The 16,543-nt window shown below is 64.7% G+C and carries 12 protein-coding genes and 1 pseudogene; 9 read left to right on the forward strand and 4 right to left on the reverse strand.

The features are described from left to right. Positions 1 to 198: 198 nt before the first annotated feature. From G1E_RS06395 to nirD, 3 genes and pseudogenes are all read left to right on the forward strand, one after another. Positions 199 to 4,223 (forward strand): annotated as a pseudogene (locus tag G1E_RS06395) (molybdopterin-dependent oxidoreductase). Between the two features lie 295 nt (positions 4,224 to 4,518). After that, entirely contained in the window at positions 4,519 to 7,071 is a 2,553-nt protein-coding gene (gene nirB / locus G1E_RS06400) for a nitrite reductase large subunit NirB (RefSeq protein WP_047149703.1), read from the forward strand. Continuing rightward, the gene (gene nirD, locus G1E_RS06405; protein WP_009686226.1) at positions 7,071 to 7,433 is read left to right on the forward strand and encodes a nitrite reductase small subunit NirD; all 363 of its coding nucleotides are present in this window, start codon (positions 7,071 to 7,073) and stop codon (positions 7,431 to 7,433) included. The genes nirB and nirD overlap by 1 nt, the downstream gene beginning before the upstream one ends. Positions 7,434 to 7,560: 127 nt before the next feature. Here the strand turns inward: nirD and G1E_RS06410 are convergent, their stop codons facing one another. From G1E_RS06410 to G1E_RS06425, 4 genes are all read right to left on the reverse strand, one after another. Continuing rightward, positions 7,561 to 8,511 (reverse strand): 2-hydroxyacid dehydrogenase, encoded by a 951-nt coding sequence (locus G1E_RS06410; RefSeq protein WP_009686227.1) that lies wholly within the window; start codon positions 8,509 to 8,511, stop codon positions 7,561 to 7,563. Positions 8,512 to 8,551: 40 nt separating this feature from the next. After that, positions 8,552 to 9,310: an SDR family oxidoreductase gene (locus G1E_RS06415; protein ID WP_029885869.1), complete on the reverse strand. Its 759-nt coding sequence runs from the start codon at positions 9,308 to 9,310 to the stop codon at positions 8,552 to 8,554. 18 nt (positions 9,311 to 9,328) lie between these two features. After that, positions 9,329 to 10,039, reverse strand: a complete 711-nt coding sequence (locus G1E_RS06420) for a fumarylacetoacetate hydrolase family protein (protein ID WP_047149704.1) — start codon at positions 10,037 to 10,039, stop codon at positions 9,329 to 9,331. A gap of 201 nt (positions 10,040 to 10,240) precedes the next feature. After that, the gene (locus G1E_RS06425; protein ID WP_009686232.1) at positions 10,241 to 11,581 is read right to left on the reverse strand and encodes an MFS transporter; all 1,341 of its coding nucleotides are present in this window, start codon (positions 11,579 to 11,581) and stop codon (positions 10,241 to 10,243) included. A gap of 414 nt (positions 11,582 to 11,995) precedes the next feature. On the opposite strand from G1E_RS06425, the gene G1E_RS06430 reads away from it, so the two are divergent. From G1E_RS06430 to G1E_RS06450, 6 genes are all read left to right on the forward strand, one after another. Further along, complete coding sequence (locus G1E_RS06430; protein ID WP_009686233.1) at positions 11,996 to 12,925, forward strand: AraC family transcriptional regulator; 930 nt, start codon at positions 11,996 to 11,998, stop codon at positions 12,923 to 12,925. Positions 12,926 to 12,935: 10 nt separating this feature from the next. Continuing rightward, positions 12,936 to 13,868 carry a pca operon transcription factor PcaQ gene (pcaQ, locus tag G1E_RS06435; protein WP_009686234.1) on the forward strand — a complete coding sequence of 311 codons (933 nt, stop codon included), beginning with the start codon at positions 12,936 to 12,938 and terminating at the stop codon, positions 13,866 to 13,868. A 193-nt stretch (positions 13,869 to 14,061) separates the two neighbouring features. After that, positions 14,062 to 14,826: an FKBP-type peptidyl-prolyl cis-trans isomerase gene (locus G1E_RS06440; protein ID WP_009686235.1), complete on the forward strand. Its 765-nt coding sequence runs from the start codon at positions 14,062 to 14,064 to the stop codon at positions 14,824 to 14,826. 289 nt (positions 14,827 to 15,115) lie between these two features. Continuing rightward, positions 15,116 to 15,556, forward strand: a complete 441-nt coding sequence (locus G1E_RS06445; RefSeq protein WP_009686236.1) for a YkvA family protein — start codon at positions 15,116 to 15,118, stop codon at positions 15,554 to 15,556. 77 nt (positions 15,557 to 15,633) lie between these two features. Further along, entirely contained in the window at positions 15,634 to 15,804 is a 171-nt protein-coding gene (locus G1E_RS27360) for a YhfG family protein (RefSeq protein WP_009686237.1), read from the forward strand. Then, a complete protein-coding gene (locus G1E_RS06450; RefSeq protein ID WP_009686238.1) occupies positions 15,801 to 16,418 on the forward strand; it encodes a Fic family protein in 618 nt (205 codons plus the stop codon). Before G1E_RS27360 ends, G1E_RS06450 begins: the two co-directional genes overlap by 4 nt. Positions 16,419 to 16,543 lie beyond the last annotated feature (125 nt).

The raw sequence follows: 16,543 nt of genomic DNA on the forward strand, positions 1-16,543 counted from the left end.
GTGCGCATGGTACGCCAGAGCGCGGGCGTGGTAGAAGCGTCTGCTCCAGCTGGCCCACTAATTGCTGGCTACCTCCCATCCCGGGCCATCAACGTCGACAGCCCGCACATTCTCACGACAAAGGCGCCGTGTTGCCCCCGCTTGCTGCTGCAGGCCGGGGCAGCCGGCGCCTTTTTGCGTTTCCACAGGAGCCCGCCCATGGTCAATAACGAAGTGCGCAGCGTATGCCCGTATTGCGGGGTTGGTTGCGGCATCGTCATGAGCGTTGCCGATGGCAAGGTCGGCAAGATCAGCGGCGACAAGCAGCACCCCAGCAACTACGGCCGGCTGTGCACCAAGGGCCTTACCGCCCACTTGCCGCTGACGGCGGCCGGGCGCATGGAGGACGCCTACCTGCGCCAGCAACGCAACCAGCCGCCAGTGCGCGCCAACATGGACCAGGCAATTGCCGAGAGTGCTAAGCGCCTGCGTGGCATCATCGACCAGCATGGGCCAGACGCCGTAGCGCTCTACGTGTCCGGGCAGATGTCGCTGGAGGCCCAGTACCTGGCCAACAAGCTGGCCAAGGGTTTCATTCGCACCCGCCACATCGAGTCCAATTCGCGCTTGTGCATGGCCAGTGCCGGCAGCGGCTACAAGCTGTCGCTAGGCGCCGACGGCCCGCCTGGCAGCTACGAGGATTTCGAGCACGCCGATGTGTTTCTGGTGATCGGTTCGAACATGGCTGACTGCCACCCGATCCTGTTCCTGCGCCTGCTCGACCGGGTCAAGGCGGGGGCCAAACTGATCGTCGTCGATCCCCGGCGCAGCGCCACGGCCGACAAGGCCGACCTGTTCTTGCAGCTGCGCCCCGGCAGCGACATGGCCTTGCTCAATGGCCTGCTGCACCTGCTGCATCGCAATGGCCACACCCAACCGGACTTCATCGCCCGCCATACCGAAGGCTGGGACGACATGCCCGCCTTGCTCGATGACTACAGCCCCGAACGGGTGGCCGCCATCACCGGGCTGGCCGAGGCCGACATCGTCAAGGCCGCGCAATGGATCGGCAGCGCCGGCAACTGGATGAGCTGCTGGACCATGGGGCTGAACCAGAGCATTCATGGCACTTGGCACAGCAATGCCATCTGCAACCTGCACCTGGCCACCGGTGCCATTTGCCGCCCTGGCAGCGGGCCGTTCTCGTTGACCGGCCAGCCCAATGCCATGGGCGGCCGCGAAATGGGCTACATGGGGCCCGGCTTGCCCGGCCAGCGCTCGGCGCTGGTGGCGGCCGACCGTGCCTTCGTCGAACAGCAGTGGCAACTGCCACCCGGTAGCCTGCGCAGCGAAGCCGGCGAGGGAACGGTGGCCCTGTTCGAGCAACTCAAGGCCGGCGAGGTGAAAGCCTGCTGGATCATCTGCAGCAACCCGGTTGCCAGTGTCGCCAACCGCCAGCAGGTGCTCGACGGCTTGCGCCAGCCGACCTGGTGATCGCCCAGGACGCCTTCCTCGACACCGAAACCAACCGTTACGCCGATATCCTGCTGCCTGCTGCGCTGTGGGCCGAAGGCGAGGGCGTGATGATCAACAGCGAACGCAACCTGACCCTGATGCCCCGCGCTGTCGAGCCGCCCGGGCAAAGTCTGCCGGACTGGCAGATCATCGCCCGTGTGGCCTGCGCGATGGGCTATGGCGAGGCCTTCGATTACCCGAACGCCGAGGCGGTGTATGAGGAAATTCGCCGCTTTCACAACCCGGCCACCGGCTATGACCTGCGTGGCATCAGCTATGCCGACCTGCGTCAGCAACCCCGGCAGTGGCCCAGCGCCCCGGGGCGCGAGCAGCACCGCAGCCCGCTGCGTTACCTGAACGATGGCAGCAGCCAGGCGCTGCTGCTCGATGACCAAGGGCAGCGGCCGGCTATCGCCTTCCCCACGGCCAGTGGCAAGGCTCGCTTCTTCGCCCGGCCCTGGTTGCCCGCCGCTGAGTTGCCGGATGACGCCTACCCCCTGGTGCTCAACACCGGCCGCGTGCAGCACCACTGGCATACCCTGACCAAGACCGGCAAGGTACCGGCGCTGAACAAGCTGGAGCCCGGCCCGTTCGTTGAAATCCACCCGGAAGATGCCGCCCGTTTGGGCATTGCCGAGAAAGACCAGGTGGCCGTTCGCTCGCGGCGTGGCCAGGCCGTGCTCCCGGCGCGTATCAGCGACCGGGTCATGCCGGGCAACTGCTTTGCGCCGTTTCACTGGAACGACCTGGTCGGTGAGCAGCTGGCCATCAATGCCGTGACCTGCGATGCGCTCGACCCTCTGTCGTTGCAGCCCGCATTCAAGCACTGCGCCGTGGCCCTGCAGCGGGTTGCCGGCGAGCGTATCGAGGCCCTTGAACTGCACACCTCCGTTGCCGAGCCTGCCAGCATGCCGACCGCCACCTTGTCCCGCCTGTTAGGCCTGGACACCTTGCCGGCCCCGGTGCTGGCCGAAGACGAGCGCCACTATCTGCAAGGTTTTCTGCTGGGGCTGGCCCAGGCGCGCGCCGACGCTGTGCCCAGCCTGCCGGCCAGTGCGCCGCTGCCGGCCAGCCGGCGTATGTTCGTTGACGGCTTGCTGGCCGGGCTGTTCGCGACCCCGGCCCAGGCACCGGCCGCGGCGCCAGCCCAGCCGCTGCACCAGGTGGTATGGGCTTCGCAGACCGGCAACTGCGAACTGCTGGCCGAGCGCTGCGCCGAACGCCTGCGCGGCGCAGGCCTGCAGGTGCAGCTCAGTTGCATGCAGGCGACCCGCCCCAGCCAGCTGCGCGGCGCTGCCAGCGTGGTGTTCATTACCAGCACGTTCGGTGATGGCGAGGCCCCCGACAGTGCCGCGAACTTCTGGCAGGCGTTGCAGGGTGAGGAGGGCGGCCACTGTGCTGAGCTGCCGTATGCCGTGCTGGCCTTGGGCGACTCCAGTTATGAGCAGTTCTGTGGTTTTGGCCGCAAGCTGGACCAGCGGCTGGCCGAGCTGGGCGGCCGGCGCCTGCTGCAACGGGTGGAGTGCGAGCCCGACTTCGACGAAGCGTTTGCCGGCTGGCTGGAGGCGCTGCTGCCAAGCCTGGGCAGCACCGCCGCGGCACAGCCGGCCGGCGCAGCGGCACCCGTGGCGGCTTACACCAAGCAGCAGCCCTGGGCGGCCACCCTGCTGGAAAACCGCCTGCTCAACGGCCCCGGTGCCAGCAAGGAAACCCGCCAGTTGGTCTTCGACCTCAGTGGCAGCGGTTTCACCTACGCCGCCGGCGACGCCCTGGGAGTATGGCCACGCAATTGTCCGGCGCTGGTCGCAGAACTGCTGGCGCTGATGCAACTCGACGGCCAGGCGCTGGTGGAATTGAAGGGCCAGCCCGCCATGCCGCTGGCCGAAGCCCTGCAGGCACACCTGGAAATCGCCAAGGTCACCCCACAGCAACTGCAGGTGTTCGCCGCTAATGCCCCCGACCTGCAGCGCCTGCTGCAGCCCGAGTGCAAGGCCGAACTGCAAGCGTGGTTGTGGGGCCGGCAACTGGTCGATGTGTTGCGCGCCTTCCCGCAGCAACTGCCACTGGCCAGTTGGCTCGCGTTGCTCAAGCCGTTGCAGCCACGGCTGTACTCGATCAGTTCCAGCCCACTGGCGCACCCGCAACAGGTGCACCTGACCGTTTCCACGGTGCGCTACGGTGATCGCAACGGTGTGTGCTCCAGCTTCCTGGCCGACCGGGCACAGGCGTTGAAGGTGGCGATTTTCCCGCAGGTGTCGAAGCACTTCCACCTGCCTGAGGACGATGGTGTGCCGTTGATCATGGTCGGCCCTGGCACTGGCATTGCGCCGTTTCGGGCGTTCCTTGAAGAGCGTGAAGCGCGCGGCGCCAGCGGGCCGAACTGGCTGTTCTTCGGCGAGCAGCACGCTGCAAGCGACTTTTATTACCAGGCGCAATTGCAGGCCTGGCAAGCCACGGGGCACCTGCGGCTGGACACGGCGTTCTCGCGTGACCAGGCGCAAAAGATCTACGTGCAGACGCGCATGCTCGAGCACGGTGCGCAGCTGTGGCAATGGTTGCAGGCCGGGGCGTACTTCTATGTCTGCGGTGATGCCCAGCGCATGGCCAGGGATGTGGACGCGGCCTTGCGGGCGATTGTCGCCGAGCATGGCGGCATGGATGCGGCGGCGGCTGATGCCTACGTCGACGGCCTGAACCAGGCCCGGCGCTACCGGCGTGACGTGTACTGATGTGCACCGCGATGGGCTGCAGTGCACTGTGAATGTGCGCAGCCGGTGCCGGGTGGCGGGCGAGCGAGCCCGCTGCTGCAAAGGCCTGGAACGCTGTGCAGGCCCGTGCAGGCGCGGGTTTGCGCGTAACGTGTCCACCCCCGGCAACGGGCTTGGCACACTCCCTGCTTAGCCCATGTAACAACAAAGCCCACTGATCAACGGCGATCAACCGGGCCCCCTACCGTGATGAATACAGGCAAAGGCGCCTGGAGCTTCGGCTCCAGGCGCTTTTTTTTTGATCGAGGATCGGCTTATGAAGGCAACAGCGAGCAGCGGGCAACGAGAGCGACTGGTCATCGTCGGCAACGGCATGGTCGGCCACCACTGTGTCGAACAACTGGTCAGCCGCGGCGCCCTGCAGCAGTTCGAGGTACGGGTGTTCGGCGAGGAGCGCCAGCGCGCCTACGACCGAGTGCACCTGTCCGAGTACTTTGGCGGTAGCTGTGCCGAAACCCTGGCCCTGTGCGAGCACGACTTCTACGCCGCCAGCGGCGTGTACCTGCACCTTGGCGAAGCGGTCCTGCAGATCGATCGCGAGCGGGGCGAGGTGGTTACCGCTCAAGGCCGCTACGGCTACGACCAACTGGTCCTGGCGACCGGTTCCTACCCCTTTGTGCCGCCGATCGAGGGCTCCAGCGGTGATGCCCGCCTGGTCTACCGTACCCTCGACGACCTCGATGGCATTCGCGCTGCCGCCGCCAGCGCCCGCCGTGGTGTGGTGGTGGGGGGTGGCCTGCTGGGGCTGGAAGCAGCCAACGCCCTCAAGTCGCTCGGCCTGGAAGCCCACGTGGTGGAGTTCGCGCCACGGCTGATGCCGGTGCAGCTGGATGGCGAGGGCGGCGCAGCGCTCAAGGCACAGATCGAAGCGCTGGGCGTGGGGGTGCACCTGTCGCGTGCCACCCAGTCGATCAGCCAGGGCGACGCCTACCGTTACCGCATGAACTTCGACGGTGGCCAATACCTGGAAACCGACCTGATCGTGTTCTCCGCTGGCATTCGCCCACAAGATGCCCTTGGCCGTGCCTGCGGCCTGGACATCGCCCCACGCGGCGGGGTAGTGATCGACGAGCACTGCCGCAGCAGTGACCCGCGCATCTTCGCCATCGGTGAATGTGCATCGTGGAACGGCAGCGTGTTCGGCCTGGTCGCGCCCGGCTACAGCATGGCGCGCAACCTGGCGGCATTGCTCTGCGGCGAGGCACCGGTGCCGTTCAGCGGTGCCGACATGTCGACCAAGCTCAAGCTGCTGGGGGTGGACGTCGGTTCGATCGGTGATGCCCACGGTGCTACGCCCGGTGCACGCAGCTACCGCTTCATCGACGAAGCCAACAGCGCCTACCGGCGGCTGGTGGTGGATGCCAGCGGCAAGCATGTGCTGGGTGCGGTACTGGTTGGCGACAACAGCTATTACGACACCTTGCTGCAGTATGCCCAGAATGGTATTGCCCTGCCGGCCGACCCTGCCGCGCTGATCCTGCCGCAAGGCGGCGCAGCACCAGCGCTGGGGGCCGACGCCTTGCCCGACAGCGCCACCATCTGCTCCTGCCATAACGTCAGCAAGGGTGCAGTCTGTGCCGCCGTCGACAGCGGCTGCAGCGACCTGGCTGCGGTCAAGGGCTGCACCAAGGCGACAACCGGCTGTGGCGGCTGCGCGGCCTTGCTCAAGCAAGTCTTCGAGCATGAACTGACGGCCCGCGGTGTAGCGGTGGACAAAAGCCTGTGCGAGCACTTCGCCTACACCCGGCAAGAACTCTACGCCATGGTGCGGGTGGAGGGCATCCGCACCTTCAGCGAACTGCTCGCCCGTCACGGCAAGGGCCACACCGGCTGTGACATCTGCAAGCCGGCGGTGGGCAACATCCTTGCCTCCTGCTGGAACCAGCCGATCATGGACCCGGCGCTGGTGCCGCTGCAGGATACCAACGACACCTTCATGGCCAATATGCAGAAAAACGGCACCTACTCAGTGGTGCCGCGTATTCCGGGGGGTGAAATCACCCCGGACAAACTCATCGTGATTGGCCAGGTGGCCAAGAAGTACGACCTGTACACCAAGATCACCGGCGGCCAGCGCATCGACCTGTTCGGCGCCCAGCTGCACGAATTGCCGCTCATCTGGGGGGAGTTGATCGAGGCCGGTTTCGAAACAGGCCATGCCTACGGCAAATCGACCCGCACGGTGAAGTCGTGCGTGGGCAGTACCTGGTGCCGCTACGGCGTGCAGGACAGCGTGGCCATGGCCCTGCGCCTGGAAGACCGCTACAAGGGCCTGCGCAGCCCGCACAAGCTCAAATTTGCCGTGTCTGGCTGCACCCGCGAATGTGCCGAGGCCCAGAGCAAGGACATTGGCGTGATCGCCACCGACAAGGGCTGGAACCTGTACGTGTGCGGTAACGGCGGCATGCGCCCGCGGCATGCCGAACTGTTTGCCACCGACCTGGACGACGAAACCCTGGTACGCCTGATCGACCGCGTGCTGATGTTCTATATCCGCACCGCCGACAAGCTGCAGCGCACTTCGGTGTGGCGTGAAAACCTCGAGGGCGGGCTGGACTACCTGAAACAGGTGGTCATCGACGACAGCCTGGGCCTGGCCAGCGAACTGGAAGCGCAGATGCAGCATGTGGTCGACCAGTATCAGTGCGAATGGGCCAACGCCCTGAACGACCCTGAGAAGCTCAAGCGCTTCCGGACCTTTGTCAACGACCAGCGCGCCGACCCGGACGTGCACTTCGTGCGTGAACGCGAACAACGCCGGCCTGCCGCGCCGCTGCACCTGATCCCCACTGTCGAGGAGGCTGTCTGATGATGCTGTCCAATGCTGCTGTGAACAAACGCGAGAACTGGCAGGCCGTGTGCCGGGCGCAAGACCTGGTGGCCGACTCCGGTGTGGTGGTGTGGCTCGACGGTGCCCAGGTGGCGCTGTTCTATCTGCCTGGCCAAGCCCAAGCGCTGTACGCGGTGGACAACCGCGACCCACGCTCCGGGGCCAACATCATCGGCCGCGGCTTGGTGGGGAGCGTGCAGGGTGAGCTGGTGGTGGCGGCGCCTTTGTACAAGCAGCATTTCAGCCTGCACACCGGGGAATGCCTGGAGGACAGCGGGCAGCGCTTGCGGGTGTGGCCGGTGCGGTTGAAGGGTGACGCGGTGGAACTGGGTGTGGCCTGATTCTCGTGTATTGCCAGTGCCGGCCCTTTCGCGGGCTTGCCCGCTCCTACAGGTACAGCGCAGCCCTCAAGCCCTGCGATGACTCTGTGGGAGCGGGCGAGCCCGCAAAGAGGCCGGCACACGTGCCTCAGAACACCAGCCCCTGCGGCGTGCGACCAGCAAACACATCCACCAGGCTGGCCACCACCATCTCGCCCATGCGCGTGCGGGTCTGCACGGTGGCACTGGCCCGGTGCGGCTGCAGTACCACGTCCTCACGCTCGAACAACGCCTCGGGCGCTCGCGGTTCATCGGCAAACACATCCAGCGCCGCGCCGGCGATCTCGCCAGCCTGTAATGCCGCGATCAAGGCCGGTTCGTCCACCAGCTTGCCGCGCGCGATGTTGATCAGATAACCCTCGCTGCCCAAGGCCCGCAGCACGTCGCGATCGATCAGCGCCTCACCCTTGTCGGCCGCCGCTGCAAGGATCAGTGCGTCGCTCTGCTTGGCCAACTGCAGCAGGGCGGCCTCGAAGCCGTATGGCACATCCAGCGCCTGCAAGTCGGTGTAGCGAATCGGGCAACCGAACGCGGCTGCCCGCTGCGCCACCGCGCGGCCGACCCGGCCCATGCCGACAATGCCCACGCGCATGCCCGACACCTGACGGGCCAGTGGCAACGGTGCCAGCGGCGTGGCACTGGTGGCCCAATGGCCGGCGCGCACGAAACGGTCACCGGTGCAGATGCCCCGGCACACACCGATCAGCAGGCCGATGGCGAGGTCGGCAACGTCCTCGGTGAGGGCACCGATGGTCGCTGTCACCTGGATGCCGCGGTCGCGGGCGTAGGCCAGGTCGACCGCGTCGGTGCCGACACCATTGACCGCGATCACTTCCAGGTTGGGCAGGCGCGCCATCAGTGCCTGGCTGATACCCGTGTGGCCACCGGTGATCACGCCGCGGATATTGTCGGCATGCTGGCTGACGTAGGCGTGCTTGTCGGCCTGTTCGTAGTAGCGGTGTACGGTGAACAACTGTTCAAGGCGCTCACGGATCTGCGGGATGAGGATCGGGCTAAGTTGCAGGACTTCGGGTTTCATCGGTCACTCCATCAGGAACAGGGTTCATCGAAAGCAAGGTTCAGCCACGGCCAACGAATGGCATGTTGCTGGCCATCACGGTCATGTTCAGTACGTTGGCGTCCAGCGGCAGCGCAGCGATGTAGCGCACCGCGTCGGCCACGTGGCGCACGTTTAGCATTGGCTCGGCGGCGATCTCGCCATTGGCCTGGCGCACACCACGGGTCATGCGCTCGGACAGCTCGGTCAGGGCGTTGCCAATGTCCACCTGGCTGCAGACGATGTTGTAAGGCCGGCCGTCCAGCGCCAGTGCCTTGGTCAGGCCCAGCACCGCATGCTTGCTGGCGGTGTAGGGCGCGGTGAACGGGCGCGGGGTATGCGCCGATATCGAGCCGTTGTTGATGATCCGCCCGCCTTGCGGCTGCTGGCGGCGCATCAGGCCGAAGGCCGCGCGGGCACACAGGAACACCCCATCGACGTTGGTAGCGATGACGTTGCGCCAGTTTTCCAGCGGCAGCTCGTCGACCGGTACGGCCGGGGCATTGATGCCGGCATTGTTGAAGATCACGTCGAGGCGGCCATGTACCTCCTCGACGGTGGCAAACAGCTGCGCGACGCTCTGTTCATCACGCACGTCAGTGGCTACCGCCATGGCTTCACCGCCCGCAGCCTGCGCCTGTTCGACGACCGCTTGCAGCGGTTCGAGACGGCGCCCGGCGAGGACCAGGCTGAAGCCATCCTCCAGCAGGGCGAGGGCGACGGCGCGGCCGATGCCGCTGCCGGCGCCGGTGACCAGAGCGATTTTCCTGTTCTGCTTCATTTCGTCACTCCAGGGGAATCAGGCAGCGTTGGCGGCTTGCCCGGCAGGGCTGGGGCCGACGTGCAAGTGCAGTTCGCCGATACCGTCGATGCCGGCGTGGAGGGTGTCGCCTGGGTTCAGCGCCGCCACCCCGGGCGGGCTGCCGGTCATGATCAGGTCGCCCGGGCGGAGCGGCAGCTGGCGGGACAGCCGACTGATGACTTCGGCCAACGTCCAGGTCTGCTGGCTGAGGTGGGCACGCTGGCGCTCCTGGCCATTGACCTGCAGCCACAGCGTCGCATTCAGCGGCCAGGCGCACTCGCTGGCGGGGACGATGGCAGTCATGGGGGCCGAGGCCTCGAACACTTTGGCCGCCTCCCAGGGGAGGCCCTCGGCCTTGGCCTTGCGCTGGTGATCGCGCCGGGTCATGTCCAGGCCGGCGGCAAAGCCGAACACGTGTTCCAGGGCATGCTCCGGGGCGATGTCGGCACCGCCCTTGGCGATGGCTGCGACCAGCTCGATTTCGTGGCAAAACTCGTCGGTCTGCGGCGGGAAAGGCAGCTCGCCCGCTGCCTCGACCACATTGCTCGCTGGTTTCATGAAGAACACCGGCTCCTGTGGCGCCGGCCCGTAGGTTTCCGGCCATGGGTAGTTGCGGCCCAGGCAGAACACCCGGCCGACCGGAAAGCGCACATCGCTGCCGCGGATCGGCAGGCTGACGATGGCCGGCGGCTTGAACAGGTAAGTCATGGGTCAATCCTCCTTGCTGGGGTGGCCAGCGTATGTCACGGGCTGGCCGCTAAAGTTGGACGAAAGCGGGGTTGGGTTGGACTATCCAGGCAACCTGTACCGGCCCTATCGCCGGCAAGCCGGCCCACAGGTCCAGGCAACTGCGCAGGCCTTGTGGGAGCTGGCTTGCCAGCGATGAGGCCAGCACAGGCCGTGGGAATCTCAAGCTGCAGTCTTGAGCTCGATGCGGTACAGCTTCCCCAGCAGCAGCGAATACGAAAGCGTCCCCATCAACGCCACCGCGCCAATGAACCAGAACGCCATGGCGAATGAACCGCTGGCCTGCACGATCGCGCCAATCACGATGGGCGTAACGATGCCGCCAATGTTCGCGGCCAGGCTGGTAATCCCGCCGGTCAAGCCGATCAGCTCCTTGGGCGCCACTTCCGACACCGCCGCCCATGACGACGAAGCGATACCCTGGGCAAAGAACGCCAGGGTCAGGACGGCGATGCACAGCACGTTGGAATCGGTGAAGTTCACCAGCACGATCGACATGCCCAGCATCGAGCCCACCACCAGCGGCAGCTTGCGGGCGAACGACAGCGAGTACCCCTTGCGGATCAGCAGGTCGGAGACGATGCCCGCCAGCAGGATGCCAACCGTAGCGCCAATGAACGGCATGACCGCGAAAATGCCGACCTTGATCAAGGTCAGCTGGCGCTCTTCGATCAGGTAGGTCGGGAACCAGGTCAGGAAGAAATAGAGTGCCGAGGTGCTGGCGAACTTGCCCAGGCAGATCGCCCACACCTGGCGGTAGCGGAACAGCTCGGCGACCTGGCGCCAGTCAAAACGGGTGCGTTGCTGGCTGCTTTTGACCAAGCCGCCGCCGTTCTCTATGTAGGCCAGTTCTTCCTTGCTGACCTTCTTGCAATTCAACGGGTCGCGGTACAGGAACAGCCACACCACGCCAAACACGATGCCGACCAGGCCCGTGCTGTAGAACACATGGCGCCAGTCGTAGGTGGTCGCCAGCCACAGCAGGGCGCCAGTGAACAGCGCCGTGCCCAGGTACTGGCCGCATACGTAGATGCTGCTGGCCATGCCGCGCTCGCGGGCGGGGAACCACACGGTGACGGCGCGGCTGTTGGCCGGGAAGGCCGGGGCCTCCATGGCACCGACCGCCAGGCGCAGGCCGAACAGCGAGGCAAAGCCACTGGCCAGGCCCTGGGCCACGGTCACTGCCGACCAGCTGATCAGAGACACGCCGTAGGTCAGGCGCGAGCCGAAGCGGTCGGCGATGAAGCCTGCCGGCACCAAGGCCAGGGCGTAGGTCCAGGCGAAGGCGGAGAAAATCAGGCCCATCTCGACCTTGTCCAGGCCAAGGTCCTTGGCCATGAACGGCGCGGCGATGGAAATGTTCACCCGGTCGACGTAGTTGATGATGGTCGCCACCAGCAGCAGCGACAGCATGAACCAGCGCCGGCGGGTGGGCAGGCGCTGGGCAGGGGCGGCGTCCAGCGCGTACGACGACGCGGCGCGGGGGGTAGGCGTGCTCGACATGAGTCGACCTCGTTTGTTGTTGTTGGTAGAGGTTGGGCTGCAGTCCCTTTACTAAGGTGGTCGTACAACGTCTTGAATGCAACGGCGGTTTTAGATCGTTTTTTTCACAGGAGGCGGGGGAAGGCTGAACTGTCCAAAAAAATCGGGAGGCGGGGTTTTGGACCGTTTTTCTGCTGGATGTCGCATTTCTAGCGGGCTGTGGGCGCTCAGGGTTGCGCAGGTTTTTGCAGACAGGTTTAATTTGATGAGTTTGGACATCGTACAACTTGCATTGCCTGTTCCGGCCTCTTCGCGGGCTCGCCCGCTCCCACAGGTGCAGCGCAGCCCCAAGCCCGGTGATGATGCTGTGGGAGCGGGCGAGCCCGCGAAGAGGCCGGAACAGGCAGCGCCATTCTGGAACCTGGAGTAAGCCCAATGCCCCCAAAGCGCGAGGTCCCGACCTACGTCATGCAGCAGCGCAGCGAGCTGATGGACTTCTACATCCGCGACCAGCGCGGCCGCCCCGCCGAGACAGCGCCACATCGCCACGAGTACTTCCAGATCCAGGTCAACCTGGGCGGCGACACCGTGCAACACATCGGTAGCGTGCAGCGCCCCTTCAGGCGCAACACCCTGGCTTTCATCCTGCCGCACCGGGTGCATGTGATCCCGCACCCGGCCAACAGTGACTTCGTGGTGATCAACTTCTCCCAGACCTTCCTGCTGCCGCACTTGGCCTGTGACCCGATGGACCTGGAAGAGGTGTCGATCCTGCAGGCGCCAGAGCTGTCCCCCTTCCGCTTTCAGGAGCACCTCGACTTTTGCCTGGACGAGGCCGACTTTGCCGAGTTACGCCAAGTCCTCGACCGCATGCGTGTACTGGATGCCAACCGCCGCTTCGGCACCCGCGAAATCCTCAAGGGCCTGTTGCTGCAACTGATCGGCCAGGTCTGTGGCCTGTATGCCGAGCCGCTGCGCGAACTGGCCGAGAGCAATGCCGCACAGCTCAGCCGCCGCGCTGCGCTGGGCCGCATGAGCGAATACCTGCGCAGGCATATCGACGACCCCGACCTCAACCTGCAGAAGGTCGCCGCCGCCACCTACCTGTCGCCCACCTACTTGACCCACTGGCTGCGCAAGGAAATCGGCAAGACCTTCAGTGAGCTGGTGCTGGAGCGGCGCATGCACGCCGCACGCAACTACCTGCTCAACGGCAGCCGCCCGGTGGGCGAGGTGGCACGGCTGTGCGGCTTTGCCGACGAAGCCTACTTTTCCCGACGTTTCCGCCAGATCCACGGCCTGCCACCCGGGCAGTTCCGCCGCCAGCAGCGCGACCCGGATACGCCGCAGGTGGCGATGCGGTAAGCTTGCCGGCATGAACCTCGACACCCGCATCAAGTACCGCCACCTGCTGTGCTTTCTGGAGATTGCCCGGCAGGGCAGCCTGGCCAGGGCCGCCAACGTGCTCGCCATCAGTCAGCCGGCGATCTCCAAGACCCTCAAGGAGCTCGAAGACCTGCTGGAAACCCGGCTGTTCGCGCGCAGCCGCCAAGGGGTCGAGCTGACGCCGGCCGGTACGCGCTTCATGCGCTATGCCGGGCCCAGCGTGCAAGCCCTGCGCGATGGCGTCAGCAGCCTGCGCGGCGAGGCACGGGCGCCGTCGCAGGTCCGCATCGGCGTGCTGTCCACGGTCGAGGGCCTGCTCATGCCCGAAGTGCTTTGCCGCCTGCATCAGCGTCATGAAGCGCTGGTGATCCGGGTGGTGACCGGGGTCAGCGCACAGCTGCTTGGCCAACTGCACCTGGGGGAACTGGAGCTGGTGGTCGGGCGCATGACCGACAGCCCGCAAATCCAGGGTTTGTCGTTCGAGCACCTGTACAGCGAGTCGATGAGCCTGGTGGTACGCCCGGGTCACCCACTGCTGGCCCGCACCCCCGTGGAGCGCGGCCAGGTAGGGCGTTACCCCTTGGTCTTGCCGCCTGCGGGTACCACCATCCGCCAGCATGCCGACAGCCTGTTCGTGCAATGCGGCATCCAGATGCCGGCGCAGCGCCTGGAAACGCTGTCCCTGGCGTTGAGCCGGCGCTACCTGCTGAGCAGTGACGGCGTGTGGGTGGCGCCGCGCGATGCCGTACTGCTTGACCTGCGCCGTGGCGAGTTGGTCGAGCTTGACCTGGGTGTGCGTGAACCCGGTGGCTCGGTGGGCATCTGTCGCAATGCGGCCCTGCCGCAAAGCCTGCCGGGGCAGTGGGTGTGTGAGGTGCTGCGCGAAGTGGCCGGGCAGTACCGCGAGGGCGTTTACCCCTGAGCCAGCGCTGTCAGCAGGGCGCTCAGCGCCTTGAGGTGGAACCGGCAGCCGCAAGGCTTTTCTGCCGTGCGCGAGGCTGTGGAACTATTCCCTGTTTGTTGGCTCTTATGCCGGTAGCCATGGGTTGGGGACGCCTGATAAGCTCGCGGCTTCTACCCTGATTGCCCTTATGGCGCATGAACAAGGAAATGACATGAAACAGCATCGTTTGGCGGCTGCGGTTGCCCTGGTTGGCCTGGTACTGGCTGGCTGTGATCAACAGGCCAGCAGCCCCGAGCTGAAGACCCCGGCGCAGAAAGCCTCCTACGGAATCGGCCTGAACATGGGCAAGAGCCTGGCTCAGGAAGGCATGGAAGACCTTGATTCCAAAGCAGTCGCCCTCGGTATCGAGGACGCCGTTGGCAAGAAAGAACAGCGTATCAAGGATGAAGAGCTGGTAGAGGCCTTCACCTCGCTGCAGAAACGTGCCGAAGAGCGCCTGGCCAAGGCCAGCGAAGAAGCCGCCTCTGCCGGCAAGAAGTTCCTTGAGGAAAACGCCAAGAAGCCGGGTGTCGTCACCACCGCTTCGGGCCTGCAGTACGAAGTGATCAAGAAAGCCGACGGCCCGCAACCCAAGCCGACCGACGTGGTGACTGTTCACTACGAAGGCAAGCTGATCGATGGCAAGGTCTTCGACAGCTCCGTCGAGCGCGGCAGCCCCATCGACCTGCCGGTGAGCGGCGTCATCCCGGGTTGGGTCGAAGGCCTGCAGCTGATGCACGTTGGCGAGAAGTACAAGCTGTTCATCCCGGCTGAACTGGCCTACGGTGCGCAAAGCCCAAGCCCGCTGATCCCGGCCAACTCGGTACTGGTGTTCGATCTTGAACTGATCGCCATCAAGGACCCGGCCCAGCTGCAAGGCGCTGAGCCGGACGCTGAAGCCCCCGCTGAAGCGCCTGCCGAAGCCCCTGCCAAGTAATACTGGCTGTTTGCCGAAAACGCCCCGTCTTTACGGGGCGTTTTCGTTTTAGCTGCTTGGACGAACCTGCCACTGCTGATACTGTCCGAGGAAATGCAGCGTGAAGAAGTAGGACGCTTCTGACGCAAGTCGCTCGCGGCGCTGGTAGCAACAGCCTGTAACGACTGTGTAAAAAACGCCCGATCTGACCGGGGCCCTTGCCTGGCAGGCACCCAGGGTCAGAAACTGTGGCCTGTTCACAAGGTTATCCACAATAAATGTGGATAACCTTTTCCCTCTCGGAGGTTCCATGAGCGCACCCTGGAATTTCGCCCGTTTCCTGCCCTTGGCCGAGCGCCTGCTCAGCCGCGGCCGGTTGCCGGCCTTGCTGTTCGCCGTGGCGCGCAAAGGCCCACGCCTTGGCCAGTTGCGTGACGACGTGAAATTGCTGCAGTCGCTGTGCCTGGCATGGTGGCGCGGCGAATACCGCGCCATCAGCCCCAAGGCGCTGGTGACCATCGTCGCTGGCCTGCTGTATTTCGTCAGCCCCATCGACGCCATCCCCGACTGGTTGCTGGGCGTCGGGTTCCTCGACGACATCGCAGTGCTGGGCTGGGTACTGAAAACCGTGGCCGACGAGCTGGCCCGGTTCAAGGCCTGGCGCGACAGCCAGGCACCCGAGCGGCTACGCGTGGTCGAGCGGCTACCTGCGACACCGGAAGCACTGCGCCTGGAGCGCAATACCCGGTAAAACCGAACTTTTGGGTAGCTGGCCTGGCTTGGAGTCTGTCGGCTACAATGACACCTACAGACATTAGAGACTCGTCCATGGACAAGCTAAGCCTGCACGCCAAAAAAGCGTGGTTCGCCAAGCATCGCACTGCGAATTTCGAAAACAGCCTGCGCCTTGAAGGCTTTATCGTGCCGCCAGACGACGGCAAAGCGAAGTTGCCTGCCCGTGCTGCTGCACGCGAAGCCGTGCGGCAACTCAAGGCTTGAGTGTCGACAAGTATGGGGTCTATCAAGACCCTGATTGCTACCCTGACACGGACGTCCTGAAGAACCTTCTCAATCTGCGCAATGCAGAGGATCTGACGGAAGCTGAGCGTTACCTCACCCAGGTAGCGGCATCGCAGCTGGAGTTCGAAGAGCCTCCATACGATCTAGGTACATTAAAACGAATTCACCGCTGTCTGTTTTCCAGTATCTACAGTTGGGCTGGAGAAACTCGATCCGTAAAGATCAGCAAGGGCCATAGCCACTTCTGTGTACCGGACCGTATCGAGCCAGAGGTAGCAAAAGAGTTTTCCAGAATGGCGCGGGCGGGCTGGTTTGAAGGCTACTCTCGTGATTCGCTCGTGGTTTCCGTTGCTCAATCGTATGGAACATTGAATGTCGCTCATCCCTTCCGTGAAGGTAATGGTCGGGCTCAGCGTGTTCTGTTTGAATGGCTAGTCGTGAACGCTGGTTTCGAGATTACCTGGGGACGGGTTGGCCAGGAGCAGTGGGTAGCGGCGAATATCGAGTCTTTTCAAGGCAATGACCAGGCTTTGGAGCTCGTCTTCAATCAATGTATCGGCGCTCCGATCAGGGAAGTCAACGATCCATCTTGATACTTGTTCTCTGATTCTGTGGGTGCTTCAGCGATTGCAAACTGGCGGTGACATTCATTGGGGGCCGACCTCGTCTGACGATGTCCGCTCTCAAGCACGCCTGCTGGAAATCTCTTACAATGAGA

The sequence above is a fragment of the Pseudomonas sp. TJI-51 genome (assembly GCF_000190455.2).
GTDB classification, from domain to species: domain Bacteria; phylum Pseudomonadota; class Gammaproteobacteria; order Pseudomonadales; family Pseudomonadaceae; genus Aquipseudomonas; species Aquipseudomonas juntendi.